The 17,362-nt window shown below is 68.1% G+C and carries 13 protein-coding genes and 1 riboswitch; of the genes, 8 read left to right on the top strand and 5 right to left on the bottom strand.

The window, feature by feature from the left end:
* Nucleotides 1-20: 20 nt before the first annotated feature.
* The 3 genes from cobO to btuB form a co-directional block, all read right to left on the bottom strand.
* Nucleotides 21-641: a cob(I)yrinic acid a,c-diamide adenosyltransferase gene (cobO, locus tag NM961_RS17245; protein WP_255915655.1), complete on the bottom strand. Its 621-nt coding sequence runs from the start codon at nt 639-641 to the stop codon at nt 21-23.
* 2 nt (nt 642-643) lie between these two features.
* A complete protein-coding gene (locus tag NM961_RS17240; protein WP_255915654.1) occupies nt 644-1,228 on the bottom strand; it encodes a hypothetical protein in 585 nt (194 codons plus the stop codon).
* 83 nt (nt 1,229-1,311) lie between these two features.
* Complete coding sequence (btuB, locus tag NM961_RS17235; protein ID WP_255915653.1) at nt 1,312-3,159, bottom strand: TonB-dependent vitamin B12 receptor; 1,848 nt, start codon at nt 3,157-3,159, stop codon at nt 1,312-1,314.
* Nucleotides 3,160-3,298: 139 nt separating this feature from the next.
* Nucleotides 3,299-3,505: riboswitch (cobalamin riboswitch) on the bottom strand.
* 365 nt (nt 3,506-3,870) lie between these two features.
* Here btuB and NM961_RS17230 point away from each other — a divergent pair.
* Entirely contained in the window at nt 3,871-5,637 is a 1,767-nt protein-coding gene (locus NM961_RS17230) for a radical SAM/SPASM domain-containing protein (protein WP_255915652.1), read from the top strand.
* A gap of 82 nt (nt 5,638-5,719) precedes the next feature.
* On the opposite strand, the gene recN is transcribed toward NM961_RS17230, so the two are convergent.
* On the bottom strand, nt 5,720-7,396 hold the full coding sequence (recN, locus tag NM961_RS17225) for a DNA repair protein RecN (RefSeq protein WP_255915651.1): 1,677 nt from the start codon (nt 7,394-7,396) through the stop codon (nt 5,720-5,722).
* 119 nt (nt 7,397-7,515) lie between these two features.
* Here recN and hrcA point away from each other — a divergent pair, with 119 nt between their 5' ends.
* The 4 genes from hrcA to dnaJ all read left to right on the top strand — a co-directional run bounded on the left by hrcA (nt 7,516) and on the right by dnaJ (nt 12,586).
* On the top strand, nt 7,516-8,577 hold the full coding sequence (gene hrcA, locus NM961_RS17220; RefSeq protein WP_255915650.1) for a heat-inducible transcriptional repressor HrcA: 1,062 nt from the start codon (nt 7,516-7,518) through the stop codon (nt 8,575-8,577).
* Nucleotides 8,578-8,680: 103 nt separating this feature from the next.
* Nucleotides 8,681-9,223: a nucleotide exchange factor GrpE gene (grpE, locus tag NM961_RS17215; protein ID WP_255915649.1), complete on the top strand. Its 543-nt coding sequence runs from the start codon at nt 8,681-8,683 to the stop codon at nt 9,221-9,223.
* A gap of 119 nt (nt 9,224-9,342) precedes the next feature.
* Nucleotides 9,343-11,262, top strand: a complete 1,920-nt coding sequence (dnaK, locus tag NM961_RS17210) for a molecular chaperone DnaK (RefSeq protein WP_255915648.1) — start codon at nt 9,343-9,345, stop codon at nt 11,260-11,262.
* A 193-nt stretch (nt 11,263-11,455) separates the two neighbouring features.
* Nucleotides 11,456-12,586, top strand: a complete 1,131-nt coding sequence (gene dnaJ, locus NM961_RS17205; protein ID WP_255915647.1) for a molecular chaperone DnaJ — start codon at nt 11,456-11,458, stop codon at nt 12,584-12,586.
* 169 nt (nt 12,587-12,755) lie between these two features.
* Here dnaJ and NM961_RS17200 read toward each other — a convergent pair whose 3' ends face one another.
* Nucleotides 12,756-13,385, bottom strand: a complete 630-nt coding sequence (locus tag NM961_RS17200) for a TetR/AcrR family transcriptional regulator (RefSeq protein WP_255915646.1) — start codon at nt 13,383-13,385, stop codon at nt 12,756-12,758.
* Nucleotides 13,386-13,671: 286 nt separating this feature from the next.
* Between NM961_RS17200 and NM961_RS17195 the strand changes: the two genes are divergently transcribed.
* The 3 genes from NM961_RS17195 to NM961_RS17185 are packed head-to-tail and all read left to right on the top strand — an operon-like array spanning nt 13,672 to nt 17,355.
* Complete coding sequence (locus NM961_RS17195) at nt 13,672-14,538, top strand: beta-keto acid cleavage family enzyme (protein ID WP_255915645.1); 867 nt, start codon at nt 13,672-13,674, stop codon at nt 14,536-14,538.
* A gap of 10 nt (nt 14,539-14,548) precedes the next feature.
* Nucleotides 14,549-15,724 (top strand): acyl-CoA dehydrogenase family protein, encoded by a 1,176-nt coding sequence (locus NM961_RS17190; RefSeq protein WP_255915644.1) that lies wholly within the window; start codon nt 14,549-14,551, stop codon nt 15,722-15,724.
* A 5-nt stretch (nt 15,725-15,729) separates the two neighbouring features.
* Complete coding sequence (locus NM961_RS17185) at nt 15,730-17,355, top strand: acyl-CoA carboxylase subunit beta (protein WP_255915695.1); 1,626 nt, start codon at nt 15,730-15,732, stop codon at nt 17,353-17,355.
* The last annotated feature ends 7 nt before the right edge of the window (nt 17,356-17,362 follow it).

Here is a 17,362-nt window from a genome sequence, read left to right as displayed (position 1 = left end):
CTGCGGCCGGCTCGCGCCGGCTAGAGTTCTATGCCTTTCTGCGCCTTGATGCCGGCCTGATAGGCGTGCTTGACCACGGCCATTTCGGTGACGGTATCGGCGGCGTCGATCAGGGCCTGCGGCGCGGCGCGGCCGGTAATCACCACGTGCTGGCGCGGCGGCCGCGCGGCCAGCGCGGCGAGCACCTTGTCCAGCTCCACATACTGGTATTTCAGCGCAATGTTGAGTTCGTCCAGCAGCACCAGGTCGAAATCCGCATCGGCCAGCATGGCGGCGGCGATGTCCCAGGCCGCACTGGCGGCGCGGATATCGCGTTCGCGGTCCTGCGTTTCCCAGGTGAAGCCCTCGCCCATGACGTGGTAGCTGACTTCATCGGCGAAGCGGCGGAAGAATGCTTCCTCGCCGGTGGCGAAGCTGCCCTTGATGAACTGCACCACGCCTGCGCGCAGGCCGTGGCCCAGGGCGCGGGCGACCATGCCGAAGCCGGACGAACTCTTGCCCTTGCCGTTGCCGGTGGTGACCACGACGACGCCGCGCTCCACCGTCGCGCGGGCGATGCCCGCGTCGACGACGGCCTTCTTGCGCTGCATGCGTTCGCGGTGGCGCTGGGCCAGCGCGGCGGCATCGTTCTCGCCGCTCATGCTCAGGCCTTGTGCGCGCCGTCGGCGCCGCGCTCGCCCAGGGCGACCACGGCCAGGGCGTGGATCACGCCGAAGGCGACGATATAGAGCAGGGCGACGCTGACGAAGCTCGGCATGTACTGCATGAAGCGCCCGGCCCAGCCGGCCAGGCTGGTGTTCAGCTCGCGGCCGCCCATCCAGTAGAACGAGCCGTTGGAAACGACGAAGGAAAGCAGGCAGCTGGCCGCGGCGATCAGGCCGCCCGGCAGCGCGGCGGAAAGGCTGGGCCTGTAGTACTTCTTCGCGAACAGGGCGCCGCCGTACCAGAGCACGCCGTAGGCGACCACCAGCATGGAATAGGCCGGGGTGACGCAGAAATCGCTGACGCCGGCCAGGGAGATGGCGATGTAGTCGATCAGGCCGGCTTCCAGCAGCAGCAGCGGCAGGGCGACGGTGCCGGCGAGGTAGAAGCCGGCAACGAAGAAGATGGCCATGGAGGCGTCCGGCAGGTGCAGCGCGGTGCCGAAATGGTGATAGCGCGTCGCCAGCATCAGCACCATGAGGGCAAGCAGGATCAGGGATTGCTTGGGCGTGGGCAGGAACTTCATGGATTACTCCTGGCGGACAGTGGAATCGGAGATTGGTCGGCACCGCGGCGGCCGGTGGCTGCGCCGCCGCGGTGACGCGGCCCTCAGCGGGCCGGCGAATAGCGCAGGGTGACGAAATAGCTGCGACCGGGCTGATTGTAGAACGCCGCGGTCTCGTAGTCGTGGTCGGCGACATTGGACACCCGGCCCTGCAGCAGCCATTGCGGCGAGAAGCTGTACTCGGCGCGCAGGTCCAGCGTGGCATAGCCGCCCAGGCGGGTGCGGTTGCCCAGGTCGTCGTAGCGCTTGCCCTGGCCGGCCACGGTCAGGCCGAAACCGAAATCGCCGAAGCGGCGGTCCAGGTCGACGCGGCCGGACTGGCGCGCGCGCCGCGGCAGCTGCTTGCCGTGGTTGCTGCCGGCCGAATCGTTCTTCGGATCGAGCAGGGTCAGGCTGGTGTTGAGGTCCCAGCCGGCGAAGCTGGCCGCCCAGCTGGCTTCCAGGCCGCGGATGCGCGCCTCGTCCACATTGCCCGGGGCGAAGATGGCGGCGTCGTAGGCGATCAGCTCGTCGACGCGGTTCTGGAACGCCTGCACTTCCCAGCGTCCCAGGCCGCCGTGGCCGCGCAGGCCGATCTCGACATTGCGCGATTCCTCGGGCTTGAGCTGGGCATTGCCGAAGCCGGGAAAATACAGCTCGTTGAAGGTCGGCGCCTTGAACGCGGTGCCGTAGCTGGCGATCAGGCGCAGGCCTTCGCTGAAGGCGTAGCCGTAGGACAGGCCGCCGGTGGTGTGGCTGCCGTACTGCTCGTTGTCGTCGTTGCGCGCGCTGGCCTGCAGCTCGTGCGCGCCGAACTGGCCCTGGTACTGGGCGAACACGCCGGTGGTGTCGCGGGAATCCTCGACATAGGCGGTGGTGCCTTCGACCCGGTCGTCGTTGTAGTCGGCGCCGATGCTGAGCAGCTGCTGCTCGCCCAGGCCTATGTCGCCCTGCGCCGAATAGCTGTCGCGGCGCGTGTCGAACTTGCTCTTGAACACGCCGGCGCCGTAGTTGTCCGACAGGTCCTCGCTGCGCCCGGCGCTGAAATTCAGCACGAGATTTTCAGAGGCCTGCAGGCGCAGGCGCGTGCCGAGCACCTGCTGGCGCCACAGCGATTCATTGACGAAGCTGCCGTCGTAGGCGTTGCGGCCTTCGGCGCGCAGGAAATTGGCCTGCAGGTCGCCCTTGCCCTCGAAGCGCCAGCCGCCGTTCAAGGTGAGCGAGGAATTGCGGTAGGGATCGTCGTCCGGCTCGTCGGTGAAGCAGCCGGCGCCGGGACTGGCGCGGCCGCGGCAGGAATTGAAGCCGTCGGTGTCGGCATGGGCCAGGTTGGCGTTGAACCAGCCGTGTTCGCTGTTGAGGCTGACGCCGGCGCTGGCCTCGCGCGTGTTGTCGCTGCCGACGGTGGCGCTGAAGCTGGGCGTGAAGCCCTGGCCGCGGCCGCGGCGGGTGAAAATCTGGATCACGCCGCCCAGCGCCTCGGAACCGTACAGGCTGGAACGCGGGCCGCGCACCAGTTCCACACGTTCGATCTGCTCCACCGGCAGATCCTGGAAGGCGACATTGCCGGCGGTGGCCGAGCCGACCTTGACCCCGTCGATCAGCACCAGCACGTGATCGGATTCGGTGCCACGCAGGAACAGCGACGCCTGCTTGCCCGCGCCGCCGTTGCTGGCGAAGCTCACGCCGGGCAGGCCGCGCAGCAGGTCGATCAGCGAACGCGCCTGCACGCGCTCGATGTCCTGGCGGGTGAGGACGCTGACCGGAGCCAGGTTGTCGTTCACGCTGACCGCGGTGCGGGTCGCGGTGACGATGACGTCGTCGAGTTCGGGAATATTGGGATCGGCCAGCAGCGGGGCCGAGGACAGGGTCAGCAGCGCGGCGACGGCCGCGGAAAGCGAAGTGCGATGCATGGAATTCCTCCGCGCTCACCCGCGCGGTTGCAGAACAAAAGATTCGGCGCACGGAGGATGGACGGCGGAGACAGGCCAGGGGCGCGTTCGCCGCGGCGCCGCCCTCCGCAGCACCACCAGGCCCGGCGCGCCGGAGGCGCGCGATGGACCGCTGCAGGCCGGTCTCCGGACTCACGAGTGGATCGTTGCCGACCCTGCGCGGCGCCTTCCCGGGCCTTGGGCCCAGTGGCTTGGTTGCCGCGCTTTGACTCGTTCACCGTTGCGGGGGCAGTGCCGGGTTGTTCACCGGCTTCCCGTTTAAGCGTCTGGACGGCCGTCCGACGCCACCTGAAAGCGCGCGGATGTTAACAGAGGGGGCTACGGGTGGATAGTCGCGAAAACCGCGGCGGCGGCGCATCCGGCTGCGTCTGTTCCGGCGACGGCACGCGCTCCTGCTGAAGGCTGAGGGCGCCGTTGCGCGGCCGTCCCGGCAGGAGTACGCGCCTTCGCCAACGGCTGGGACCGCCGCGGCGGTAACCCTTTTTTGACTTCTACTTGTTGTCTTTCTGCAGGGCGCTTCCTGTAAGGTAGCTGACGCATGCAGCGCAGCAGCCCCAACGGGAAACACGACGCGAGGTGTCTGCTGCCGGTACAGGCAACCCGGAAATCGCAGAATGTTTGGCTGCATGCATCGCCGGGTTCCGGCCTCGCCTGCGGTCGAAGGAGAAAGGCATGACGCAGGAAACGCACCGGGATCACACCGACGCCGTCCCACTGGCCGATCCCGTCGCCCGGGCGCCCAGAGGCAGGCCGCTGCGCATGGCGCCGCGCGACATGGGCGCGCACCCGGGGCGCGGCCTGGCGCTGGAACCGGGCTGGCAGTACGCCGGCGGCGAGTTCAGCGGCGCCGTGGTCGCCAAGGCGCGCGAAATGTCCACCTTGCGGCCGGATTCGCTGACCGTGCTGGTGGACATTGTCAACAAGTGCAATCTGCGCTGCATCATGTGCCACTTCAGCTTCGACGAAGTCTTCTATCAGCGCTCGCAGCTGATGCAGCCGGAGACCTTCGCCGCCATCGTGCGCGCGGTACGGCCGTATACGCGCCGGCTGTTGCTGTCGGCCGCGTACGAGCCGACGTCGTCGCCGCATTTCGCCGAGATCCTGCGCCTGGCCGGGGAACAGCGCTTCGCCGAACTCAGCTTCCTGACCAACGGCAATCTGCTCAACGACAAGCTGGTGCAGGCCATCGCCGACGCCGGCGTCACCGAGGTCTGCGTGTCGGTGCATGCCGCCACCGCGGCGACCTACGCCCACATCCTGCGCGGCGGCGCGCTGGAAAAGGCGGTGGGCAATGTGGAGAAGCTGCTCGCCCTGCGCCGGGAGCGCAACAGCGCGCTGCCGCGCATCCAGTTCAACGTCGCGCTGATGCGCAGCAATCTGGAGGAACTGGTCGGGATCATCGAGCTGGCGGCGAAGCTCGGCGTGGACGCGGTCGCATTCCGTCACCTGATCGTATTTGAAGGGCTGGACATGGAGGCCGAGTCCCTGGCCCGGCACGACCGGCACCAGGTGAACCGCTGCATACGCGCGGCGCTGCTGCGCGCCCAGGAACTGGGCGTCACCCTGACCAATGCGACCGATTACTTCGATGTGGAAGGCTTCGAGGCGAGCCGCCAGTGCGTCGAGATGCCGGCCGCGCCGGCGGCGCCCGGGCCGGAGCCGGCCGGCATGCCGGCGCGCGGACTGTTCGCGCGTCTGCGCGCGCTGTTGTCGCCGCCGGCGGTGGCGCCGGCCGCCGCGCCGGTGCCCACCGTCATCCAGGGCAGCGTGGATACGCCGGCGGGCGATCTGCATTTCTACGGCGATACGGTGGAGCTTTCCGGCTGGGCGCTGACCGAGGAGGGCCTGCTCGAAGTCGCCCTGTCGCGCGACCCGGTTCCCGGCGACGCGCCGGAGCAGATCAACGCGGACGGCCATGTGCCGCTGGGCCTGGCCACGTTTCACAACGGTACCCGTGCCGATGTGATGCGCGCCTTTGCGGACAACCGCTACGCCCACCGGGCGGGCTGGTCCTACGCCCTGCGCCGCAGCGCGCTGCCGCCGGACGGTGCCGACGGCCTGACCGTGCATGTGATCGCCAAGGCGCGCAACGGCAACCGGCTGCTCATCGGCAAGCGGCAGGTGAGCCTCTCCGGCGGCGACGGCGCTTCCTGCCATGTGCGCTGCCACAAGCCGTTCGATTCGCTGTATATCGACGCCCGCGCCCACGTCTATCCGTATCCGGACTGCCATACGGACCAGCCCTTCGGCGACATGCAGGGCGGCCAGTCCTTCGAGGATGTCTGGCACGACCCGCGCCTGGCGGCACTGCGGCTGGACATGGTGGCCGGCAACGCGCCCGGCATGTGCGTGCGCTGTCCGCTGTTCATCAACCGCGACGTCAACGACGCGCAGACCTTCGCGCCGCACGCGGATTTTTCCACCGAAGCGAAACGCTGACGCCGGCGGACGCGGCGCGTGCGGGGCTGCGGAATCCAGCCGGCCCGCTGCGGCGGGCCGGACGCCGCGGTGCCGCCGCCTTTCAGCCGGCCTTGCTTGCCCGCTCCAGCATCTGCCTGGCGTGGGCCAGCGTTTCTTTCGTGATCTCGATGCCGCCCAGCATGCGGGCGATCTCGTCGCGGCGGGATTTTTCGTCCAGGGCTTCGATGCGGGTGAAGGTGGCGCCGTCCTGGCTGGCCTTGCTGACACGGAAATGCTGATGGCCCTGGGCGGCAACCTGGGGCAGGTGGGTGACGCAGAGGGCCTGGCGCGCGGCGCCCAGGCGGCGCAGTTTCTGGCCGACCACTTCGGCCACGGCGCCGCCGATGCCGGAATCGACCTCGTCGAACACCATGGTGCCGACTTCGTCCAGGCCCAGCGCGGCGACTTCGATGGCCAGGCTGATGCGCGACAGCTCGCCGCCGGAGGCGACCTTGCGCAGCGGGCGCGGGCTCTGCCCCGGGTTGGCGCTGACCAGGAACTCGCAGCGCTCGGCGCCCAGCGGATCGGGTTCATCGCGGGCGGCGGGTTCCAGTTCGATCGCGAAGCGGCCGCCCTTCATGCCCAGCTCGTCCATCAGCTGGCTGACTTCCGTGCCCAGGCGCTGCGCGGTGGCGTCGCGGCTGGCGCTGAGCAGCTGCGCGGCCTGGCGATACTGCCCCAGCACTTGCTGGCGCTCGCGCTCCAGTTCCTGCAGCAGGCTGCCGGCGTTGCGCAGGGTCTCGACTTCGCCGCGCAGTTCCTCGGCGCGGTTCCTCAGTTCCTGCATGGGCAGGCGGTGGCGGCGCGACAGTTCATGCAGCTTGGACAGCTGCGCCTCGGCTTCCAGCAGGCGCTCCGGATCCAGTTCCAGCCCGTCCTGGTAGCGCGCCAGCGTGTCGGCGGCTTCGCCGAGCTGGATTTCCAGGCTTTCCAGCAGCTCGGCGGTGGCGCCCAGGGCGGGATCGATCTCGGCCAGCTTGGCCAGTTCGTGGCGCGCCCGGGCCAGCGAGCGGCGCAAGGCGAATTCGCTGTCGCCGTCGATCAGCTCGGCCACGTTGGAGCTGCCGGCGACCAGCTGGCCGGCGTTGGCCAGGCGCTTGTGCAGGTCGTTGAGTTCGGCCAGCTGGGCCTCGCCCAGGGCGTGGCGGTCCAGTTCCTCCAACTGGCGTTCCAGCAGGGCCAGTTGTTCGCTGTGATCGCCGCGGGTGCTCAGTTCGGCCATGCGCTGGCCCAGTTCGCGCCAGCGCCGCGCCGGCTGGCGCACCGCGGCCAGGGCTTCGGCATGGTCGCCGAAGGCGTCCAGCAGCTGCAGCTGGTGCTGGCGGTCGAGCAGGGCCTGGTGTTCGTGCTGGCCGTGGATCTCGATGAGGTGCTCGCCCAGGCGTGAAAGCTGGGTCAGGGTGACCGGGCGGCCGTTGATCCAGGCGCGCGAACTGCCCTCGGCGCGGATCACCCGGCGCAGCTGGCAGGCGCCGTCGTCGTCCAGTTCCTCGGCGGCGAGCCAGTCGCGCGCGCCGGGGCAGGCGGCCAGGTCGAATTCGGCGGTCAGCTCGGCGCGGTCGCAGCCGTGGCGGATCACGCCGGCGTCGGCGCGGCCGCCGCTGAGCAGCAGCAGGGCGTCGACCAGCAGCGACTTGCCGGCGCCGGTCTCGCCGGTAACCACGCTGAGCCCCGCCTGGAAGGCGATGTCGGCCTCTCCCACGATGGCGAAATCCTTGACGTACAACGAGCGCAGCATCGGCAATTCCGGCGGCAAGGCGAGGGCGCGCACTCTAGCGCGACTGTGTCTCAAGCCCCAAGACAGGGCGCGCCCGCGGCGCGGCCACGGCGGTGCCGGGCCTGCTATGCTGCGCGCCGATGTCACGAAGCCCTTCCGCCCCGCCACTGGATCCGCGTGCGCGCCAGCTGCTGCGCACCCTGGTCGCCCGCTACGTCGCCGACGGCCAGCCCGTGGGATCGCGCCTGCTGGCCAAGTCCTCCGGCCTGGACGTGAGCCCGGCGACGATCCGCAACGTCATGTCGGATCTGGAAGAACTGGGCCTGGTTGCCGCGCCGCATACCTCGGCCGGGCGGGTGCCGACGGTGCAGGGCTACCGCGTCTTCGTCGATTCCCTGCTGGAACTGCGCCCGCTGGGCGAGCCCCAGGTAGAGGAACTGCGGCGCGAGCTGCCCGCCACGGCGACCACGCCGGACCTGCTCAACAGCGCCTCGTCGCTGCTGTCCCAGGTGACCCATTTCGTCGGCGTGGTGACGGTGCCGCAGCACCAGGAAGTGCCGTTCCGGCACATCGACTTCGTGCCGCTGGACCAGCGCCGCACCCTGGTCATCCTGGTCTTCACCGACGGCCAGGTGCAGAACCGGGTGATCGAGCTGGAGCGGGCCTATCCGCCCGCCGAGCTGGAGCAGGTGGCCAATTACCTCAACGCCCAGTTCTCCGGCCAGCGCCTGGACGAGATCCGCCTGCGCCTGCTGCGCGAGATGCAGGAAACCAGCAATCAGATGAACCGGCTCATGGCCGCGACCGTGGAGCTGGCCCAGCAGGCCTTCAACAGCGCGCCGCCCCAGCCGGACATGTTCGTGGCCGGCCAGACCAACCTCATGGGCCTGCACGAGGCCAGCAGCCTGGAGCGCCTGCGCGAGCTGTTCGAGGCCTTCCAGCGCAAGCGCGACCTGCTCGCGGTGCTGGAACGCTGCGCCCGGGCCGAGGGCGTGCGCCTGTTCATCGGCGAGGAATCCGGCTTCGCCGCACTGGACAATTACAGCCTGATCACCGCGCCCTACGGCGTGGGCGGCCGCGTGCTCGGGGTGCTGGGGGTGATCGGGCCCACCCGCATGGCCTACGACCGGGTCATTCCGGTGGTGCAGGCCACGGCGCAGATTCTTTCCGGTGCCTTGAACCGCAACCAGACGCCCCAATAGCAACGGCTGTTGTCAATCCGTATCATGCCGCGCCCTCGGGTCTGGGGATTGAAGGACAGGTCCGCCGCCCGTGGGGACGGGTAGTTTCTTCGTTGGAGTCTCAATGCAAAACACTGAATCGACCGCGCCCCAGGGGGCGCCGGGCGCCGAAGAGGGCATGTCCGCGGCCGAAGCCGCCGTACAGGCCGACATGGAAGCCCTGAGCCAGCAGCTCGCCCAGGCCGAAAACGCCGTGGCCGAGATGCGCGATGTACTGCTGCGCGAACGGGCCGAGCTGGAAAACCAGCGCCGCCGCCTGCAGCGCGACCTGGAACAGGCGCGCAAATTCGCCAATGAACGCCTGCTTTCCGACCTCCTGCCGGTGTTCGACGGCCTGGAAGGCGGCCTGGCCGTGGAAACGGCCGACCTCGCAGCCATGCGCCAGGGCCTGGAGCTGACCTACAAGTCCCTGCTCAAGGTCGCCGAGGGCAATGGCCTGAAGGTCATCAAGCCGGTGGGCGAAGCGTTCAACCCGGAACTGCACCAGGCGGTCAGCATGATCGACAGCCCGGCGCACACGTCCGGCAGTGTGGTCAGCACGCTGCAGACCGGCTACGTGCTCAATGATCGTCTGCTGCGGCCGGCCATGGTCGTGGTTGCCAACTGAGAACTGGAGAAAGTCGGGCGAAAAGCCCGATCCCAGGCTTGAATAACCGCTGCGCGACTACAGATACCGCAGCAGCAGCGATCCGGCAGGGTCGAAGAACCAATTCGAGGAGCTAAGCAATGGGCAAGATCATCGGCATCGACCTGGGCACGACCAATTCGTGCGTGGCGATCATGGAAGGCGGCACGGCGCGCGTCATCGAGAACTCCGAAGGCGATCGCACCACCCCGTCGATCGTGGCCTTCACCAAGGACGGCGAAACCCTGGTCGGCGCACCCGCCAAGCGCCAGGGCGTGACCAATCCCAAGAACACCTTCTACGCGGTGAAGCGCCTGATCGGCCGCAAGTTCACCGACGCCGAAGTGAAGAAGGACCTGGACTTGGTGCCGTATGCCATCGTCGCGCATGAAAACGGCGACGCCTGGGTCGCCACCAGCGACGGCAAGAAGATGGCGCCGCCGGAAGTCTCGGCCAAGGTGCTGATGAAGATGAAGAAGACCGCCGAGGACTTCCTCGGTGAAGCGGTCACCGAAGCCGTGATCACGGTGCCGGCTTATTTCAACGACTCGCAGCGCCAGGCGACCAAGGACGCCGGCCGCATCGCCGGCCTGGAAGTCAAGCGCATCATCAACGAGCCGACCGCGGCGGCGCTGGCCTACGGCCTGGACAAGGCCGGCGGCAAGGACAAGAAGATCGCCGTGTACGACCTGGGCGGCGGTACCTTCGACGTGTCCATCATCGAGATCGCCGACATCGACGGCGAGAAGCAGTTTGAAGTGCTGGCCACCAACGGCGACACCTTCCTCGGCGGCGAAGACTTCGACAAGCGCGTCATCGACTATCTCGTCGAGGAATTCAAGAAGGACCAGGGCATCGACCTGCGCAACGACCCGCTGGCGCTGCAGCGCCTGAAGGACGCGGCCGAGCGCGCCAAGATCGAGCTGTCGTCCTCGCACCAGACCGAGGTCAACCTGCCGTACGTGACGGCCGACGCCTCCGGTCCCAAGCACCTCAACATCAAGCTGACCCGCGCCAAGCTCGAAGCGCTGGTGGACGATCTGGTCAAGAAGACCATCGAACCCTGCCGCATCGCGCTCAACGACGCCGGCCTGCGCATGTCCGACATCACCGAGGTCATCCTGGTCGGCGGCATGACCCGCATGCCCAAGGTGCAGGAAGCGGTGAAGGATTTCTTCGGCAAGGAGCCGCGCAAGGACGTCAACCCGGATGAAGCCGTCGCCGTGGGCGCGGCGATCCAGGGCGGCGTGCTCGGCGGCACCGTCAAGGACGTGCTGCTGCTGGACGTGACCCCGCTGTCGCTGGGCATCGAGACCGCCGGCGGCGTGTTCACCAAGCTGATCGAGAAGAACACCACGATCCCGACCAAGGCCTCGCAGATCTTCTCCACCGCCGACGACAACCAGACCGCCGTCACCGTGCACGTGCTGCAGGGCGAACGCGAACGCGCCAGCGCGAACAAGTCGCTGGGCAAGTTCGATCTCTCCGGCATCGAGCCGGCGCCGCGCGGCATGCCGCAGATCGAGGTCGGCTTCGACATCGACGCCAACGGCATCCTGCACGTCCAGGCCAAGGACAAGAAGACCGGCAAGGAACAGCGCATCGAGATCAAGGGCAGCTCGGGTCTGTCGGACGACGAGATCCAGCGCATGGTCCGCGACGCGGAAGCCAACAAGGAAGAAGACAAGAAGTTCCATGAGCTGGTCGGCTCGCGCAACAAGGCGGACCAGCTGGTCCATGCGGTGCGCGATGCGATCAAGAACCACGGCGGCAAGGTGGCCGACCAGATCGGCCGCATCGAGGAAGCCCTGAGCGACCTGGAGAAGGTCATGAAGGGCGACGACAAGGCGGCGATCGATTCGCGCACGGCCAAGCTCGAAGAAGCGGCGCAGCCGCTGTTCGCGGCGGCCCAGGGCCAGGGCGGCGGCGACGCCGGTCCGCAGGGCCAGGCCGGTGCGGGCGGTGCGGCGCAGGACGATGTCGTCGACGCCGAGTTCACCGAAGTCAACGACAAGAAGTAAGCCCCCGCCTCAGGCAAAAACACAACGGACAGTCCTCCCGGCTGTCCGTTTTGTTTAATGCCGCCGGCGAATTCGAACCCGGCGGGCCGCCGCAAAAGCGGCTGGCCGGGCGCTCCAGGGATTGGAAGACCGGCAGCCGCCTGTCTTCCGGCAGACCGCAAGGGGATTTGCCGCGACAGCGGCAAAGTGGAATATGGCAAAGCGCGACTACTACGAAATACTCGGCGTCGAGAAGAACGCCGGCGAGGACGATCTCAAGAAGGCCTTCCGCCGCCTGGCGATGAAATATCACCCGGACCGCAACCCGGACGCCGATGCGCAGGAGAAATTCAAAGAGGCCAAGGAAGCCTATGAAGTCCTCTGCGACACGCAGAAGCGCGCGATGTACGACCAGTACGGCCACGCCGCGTTTGAACAGGGCGGCATGGGCGGCGGCCGCGGCGGTTTCCACGGCGCCGATGTCGGCGACATCTTCGGCGACATCTTCGGCGATATTTTCGGCGGCGGCCGCGGCGGCGGCGGCCGGCCGCGGCGCGGTTCCGACCTGCGCTATGTGATCGAGCTGGACCTGGAGGAAGCCGTGTTCGGCGTGGAGCGCACCATCGAGGTGCCCACCCTGGTCAGCTGCAAGACCTGCGACGGCTCGGGCTCCAAGGACGGCAAGACGTCCACCTGTACGACCTGCCGCGGCCACGGCCGCGTGCGCATGCAGCAGGGCATTTTCTCGGTGCAGCAGGTCTGCCCGCACTGCGCCGGCACCGGCAAGAGCATCAGCAACCCGTGCAGGGACTGCCGCGGCGAAGGCCGCGTCGAGGACGAGCGCACCCTGCAGGTGAAGATTCCCGCCGGCGTGGACTCGGGCGACCGCATCCGCCTGGCGGGGCAGGGCGAAGCCGGCCCGGCCGGCACCGAGCCCGGCGACCTGTACGTGGAAGTGCGTGTGCGCGAGCACGCCATCTTCCAGCGCGAAGGCGACGATCTCTATTGCGAGGTGCCGATACGCTTCACCCAGGCCGCGCTCGGCGCCGAACTCAAGGTGCCGACCCTGGACGGCGAAGCCGTGATCTCGCTGCCGACGGAAACCCAGACCGGCAAGCTGTTCCGCCTGCGCGGCAAGGGCGTGAAGAACGTGCGTTCCGGCCGCCTCGGCGACCTGCACTGCCGCGTCGTGGTGGAGACGCCGGTCAAGCTGACCAAGCGCCAGCGCGAATTGCTGGAAGAACTCGAAAGTACGTTTGAAGGCGCCGAGCCCGGCGCGCATACGCCGCGGGCGAATTCCTGGTTCGACGGCGTCAAGCAGTTCTGGGAACGCATGACGTCCTGAGCCGTGTCCGTGCGGCGGTGTCCGGCCGCCGGTAGCAGATGGTATTCGCGGCGGCCCTGGGCCGCCGCGAGCGTTTTGGACTGCCTGATTTCGTGTGTGGCCTTGGCGGAACCTGCCTTGGCCGGCGTCGGTGCTTTGTCGATTCGTTTTCGCGCGGTAGTTCCGCTGCCTAATCCGCGTCGCCGCCATCCTGCGGCACATACATCGCGTTCCACACCACATGGGTCAGCGCGTCGACCAGGGCGTTGACCTGGGCCGGCTTGCGATTGCGCACCAGCTGATGACAGCTGCGCTCGAAAGCCCAGGTCACCACGTCGGCGACCAGCGGCGGCGTGCGCGGCTGGCCGGCCTGCTTCATTTGCTGCTGCAGGCGCCGGTTCACGCCGATCAGGGTGTCCATCATCTGGCGGAACAACTGCTCGACCTGGGCATCGTAGGCGGCGGTCTCGACGATGGCCGCCATCACCGCGTAATGACGCCGGTAGACGTCGACCACGGCCTTGATCATGCGGCGCAGCTCGCTGCGCGAGCGTGTCTGCGGCGAGGCGGCGCGGGTCGCGCCGACGACTTCCTCGGTCACGCGCGCCATCAGCCGCGCCACGAGTTCGCCCTTGTCGCGGAAATGCAGATAGAAGGTGGCGCGGGCGATGTCGGCCTCGGCGGCGAGCTGCTCGACGCTGACCTGGGTGAAGCTGTGACCCTGTTCGAGCAGACGTTCCATCGCCTGCTGGAGTTTGTCCTCCACCGCCAGGCGACGGTCCTTGCCGCGGGCGCCGGTGCGGCGGGTGACGGAGACCATGGCGCATTCTGGCATGGCGCGCGCGGCGGCAACAACGGCCACTGCGGCATCGGATCTGTACAGCCTGTCCAATTGCTGCCGGGGCGGGGTAGCCGCCCTGGCGTTTCCGGCAAACTGCCGCGGCCGGATTTGCCGGGGTTTTTCCTACTGTTTCCCGCCGCCTGTGCGGCAACGGCAGCCACCGTCGCCGCGCCGCAACTTGCAAAAAATAGACAGCGTGTATAGAAATCGTGACCTGGAAGGGCGGCAGCCCGGCGGCCCCGGAATCGCGCGGCGGAGGGACAACGTGGAAAAGGCCATAGTCACCTGCAGTCTCACCGGCGTGCTGACCGATCCGCGCCAGCATCCGGTGCCGGTCACCGTAGCGGAGATGGCGGCTTCGGCGCGCGATGCCTACAACGCCGGCGCCGCGGTCATGCATCTGCATTTCCGCAACCAGGAGCCGGGCAAGGGGCATTTGCCGAGCTGGGATCCGCAGCTCGCCGCCGGGATCGCCCAGGCCATACGCGAGGCCTGTCCCGGCGTGGTGCTGAATTTCTCCACTGGCACTGTCGGTGCCGACATTTCCGGGCCGCTGGCCTGCCTGGAGCAATGCAAGCCGGAAATGGCGGCGATGAACTCCGGTTCGCTGAATTACCTGAAAGCCACCTCGGCCGGCGAGTGGGCCTGGAAGCCGCTGTTGTTCGACAATCCGGTGGACAAGATCGCGGCTTATCTCAAGGTGATGCACGAAAACGGCATTACGCCGGAATGCGAGTGCTTCGACGTAGGCATACTGCGTTCGATCAGCATGTTCCGTCAGGTCGGGCTGATGCGCGATCCGCTGCATGTATCGCTGGTGATGGGCGTGGCCTCGGGCATGCCGGCGGATGTGGAACTGCTGCAGGTGCTGATGAAATACCTGCCTCAAGGCGCGCACTGGCAGGGCATCGTGATCGGCCGCCAGGAGGTGTGGCCGGTGCACCGGCGCGTGGCGGAACTCGGCGGCCACCTGCGCACCGGCGTCGAAGACACGTTCTACCTGCCCGACGGCAGCCGCACCACGGGCAACGGTCCGCTGATCGCCGCGCTGGTGCGGCTGGCGCGGGACTGCGGGCGCGAGATCGCCTCGCCGGACGAGGCCCGCGCCGCGATCGCGCGGCGCGCGGCCTGAGGCGGCGGCCATGTCCGAACCTACGGCAACGGCCGAGCATCTGGCCCTGCGCGCGAGCGTCGCGCGCGTCGTCGACGAATACATCAATCCACAGGTGGATGCCTGGGAGGCGGAGAAGATCTTTCCTGCCCATGCGCTGTTCCGCCGGCTGGGCGAGCTGGGCCTGCTCGGCATCAGCAAGCCCGTGGAATACGGCGGCCTGGGCCTGGACCATTCCTATGCCCTGGTGTTCGCCGAGGAACTGGGCCGCATCCGCTGCGGCGGCGTGCCCATGGCCATAGGCGTGCAGACCGACATGTGCACGCCGGCGCTGGCGCGGCATGGTTCGGACGCATTGCGCGCGGAATTCCTCGCCCCCGCCATCGCCGGCGAGCGCGTAGGCTGCATCGGCGTGAGCGAGCCTGACGCCGGTTCCGATGTCGCCAGCCTGCGCACCACGGCGCGGCGCGACGGCGGCGACTACCTCATCGACGGCTGCAAGCTGTGGATCACCAACGGCACCCAGGCCGATTGGATCTGCCTGCTGGCCAATACCTCGGACGGGCCGGCGCATCGCAACAAGTCGTTGATCGTCGTGCCGCTGGATGCGCCCGGCGTGGTGCGCGCGCGCAAGCTCGAAAAGCTGGGCATGTGGTCTTCGGACACGGCGCAGATCCACTTCGACGGCGTGCGCGTGCCGCAGCGCCATCGCATCGGCGCCGAGGGCGCGGGCTTCGCGCTGCAGATGCAGCAGTTCCAGGAGGAGCGCCTGTTCGCCGCGGCGGTGATGCTCAAGGGCCTGGAATACGTGATCGCCGAAACCATTGCGTATACGCGCGAACGCCAGGTGTTCGGCGCCAGCGTGCTGGACAACCAGGTAGTGCATTTCCGCCTGGCCGAACTGCAGACCGAGGTCGAGGCGCTGCGTGCGCTGACCTACCGCGCCAGCGCGCTGCATGTGGCCGGCACGGATGAGAACCAGGTGCTGAAACTCGCCTCCATGGCCAAGCTCAAGGCCGGCCGCCTGGCGCGGGAAGTCACCGATGCCTGCCTGCAATACTGGGGCGGCATGGGCTATACCTGGGACAACCCGGTGGCGCGTCTGTACCGCGATTTCCGCCTGACCTCCATCGGCGGCGGCGCGGACGAGGTGATGCTGGGCATCATCTGCAAGCTCATGGGCACCTTGCCGCAGAAGAGGGCGTGATCGCGATGGCGGCCATCCAGTCCCAGCTCGATGCCGGTTCGGAAACCTTCCGGCGCAACCGCGCCGACATGCTCGCGGCAGTGGCGGAATTCCGCGCGCTGGAGCAGAAAGTGCGCGATACCGAAGCCGGCCGCATTCCGCAATTCCGCAAGCGCGGCCAGCTGCTGCCGCGCGAACGCATCGCCCTGCTGCTGGACCGCGGCTCGCCCTTCGTGGAGCTGTGCTCGCTGGCTGGCCTGCGCCAGCACGACGACAAGGACGGCACCCTGGCCGGCGGCAATTTCATCGCCGGCATAGGCTACGTCAGCGGCGTGCGCTGCATGATCTCGGCCTCCAACAGCGCGATCAAGGGCGGCACGGTCACGCCCTGGGGCATGCGCAAGAGCCTGCGTATCCAGGAGATCGCCCTGCGCCAGCAACTGCCGCTGATCTCGCTGGTGGAATCCGGCGGCGCCAATCTCATGTACCAGGCCGAGATGTTTGTCGACGGCGGGCGCGTATTCGCCAACCAGGCGCGGCTTTCGGCCGCCGGCATTCCGCAGATCACCCTGGTACACGGTTCCAGCACCGCCGGCGGCGCCTATATGCCGGGGCTTTCCGACTACGTGGTGATGGTGCGCAACCGCGCCAAGGTGTTCCTGGCCGGGCCGCCGCTGCTCAAGGCCGCCACCGGCGAAATCGCCGATGACGAGGATCTCGGCGGCGCACTGATGCACAGCCGCGTCGCCGGTACCAGCGAATACCTGGCCGAGGATGATGCCGACGCTGTGCGCATTGCGCGCGAACTCGTCGCCGCGCTGGACTGGAATGCGGCGCGGCCGGCGTTCGACGCCGCGCCCGTGCGCGAACCGCTGTACGACGTGCAGGAACTGTGCGGCGTCAGTCCCGTCGACTACCGCAAGCCCTACGACTGCCGCGAAGTGATCGCGCGCCTGGCCGATGCCTCCGAGTTCACCGAGTTCAAGCGCGAATACGATGCACACACCATCTGCGGCCAGGCGCGTATCCACGGTGTGGCGGTGGGCGTGCTCGGCAACAACGGCCCCATCACCGCGCGCGGCGCGGCCAAGGCCGGGCAGTTCCTGCAACTGTGCGACCAGGCCGGCCTGCCGCTGGTGTTCCTGATGAATACCACCGGCTACATGGTCGGCAGCGAATCGGAGCAGGGCGGCATCGTCAAGCACGGTTCCAAGATGATCCAGGCCGTGACCAATGTGCGCGTGCCGCGCATCACCCTGGTCATTGGCGGCAGCTTCGGCGCCGGCAATTACGGCATGTCCGGGCGCGGCTTCGATCCGGATTTCATCTTCGCCTGGCCGAATGCGCGCACCGCGGTCATGGGCGGCGAGCAGGCGGCCCAGGTCATGGTCACGGTGGGCCGCGAGAAATTCGCCCGCGAAGGACGCGCGCCCACAGCGGAAGAGGAACAGCAGCTGGCCGCGCTGCAGGCCGGCATCGTCAGTCAATTCGAGCGCGATTCCCATGCCCTGGCCGGCACGGCGCGGCTGTACGACGACGGCCTGATCGACCCGCGCGATTCGCGCCGGCTGCTCGGTTTCCTGCTCACGGTCTGCCGCGAAGGCCGGGCGCGGCAGACCCGGCGCAACAGCTACGGCGTTGCGCGTTTCTAGTCTTGTA

The organism is Tahibacter harae, from assembly GCF_024437735.1.
Classification (GTDB): domain Bacteria; phylum Pseudomonadota; class Gammaproteobacteria; order Xanthomonadales; family Rhodanobacteraceae; genus Tahibacter; species Tahibacter harae.
This window is presented reverse-complemented; position numbering and strand designations above follow the sequence as displayed.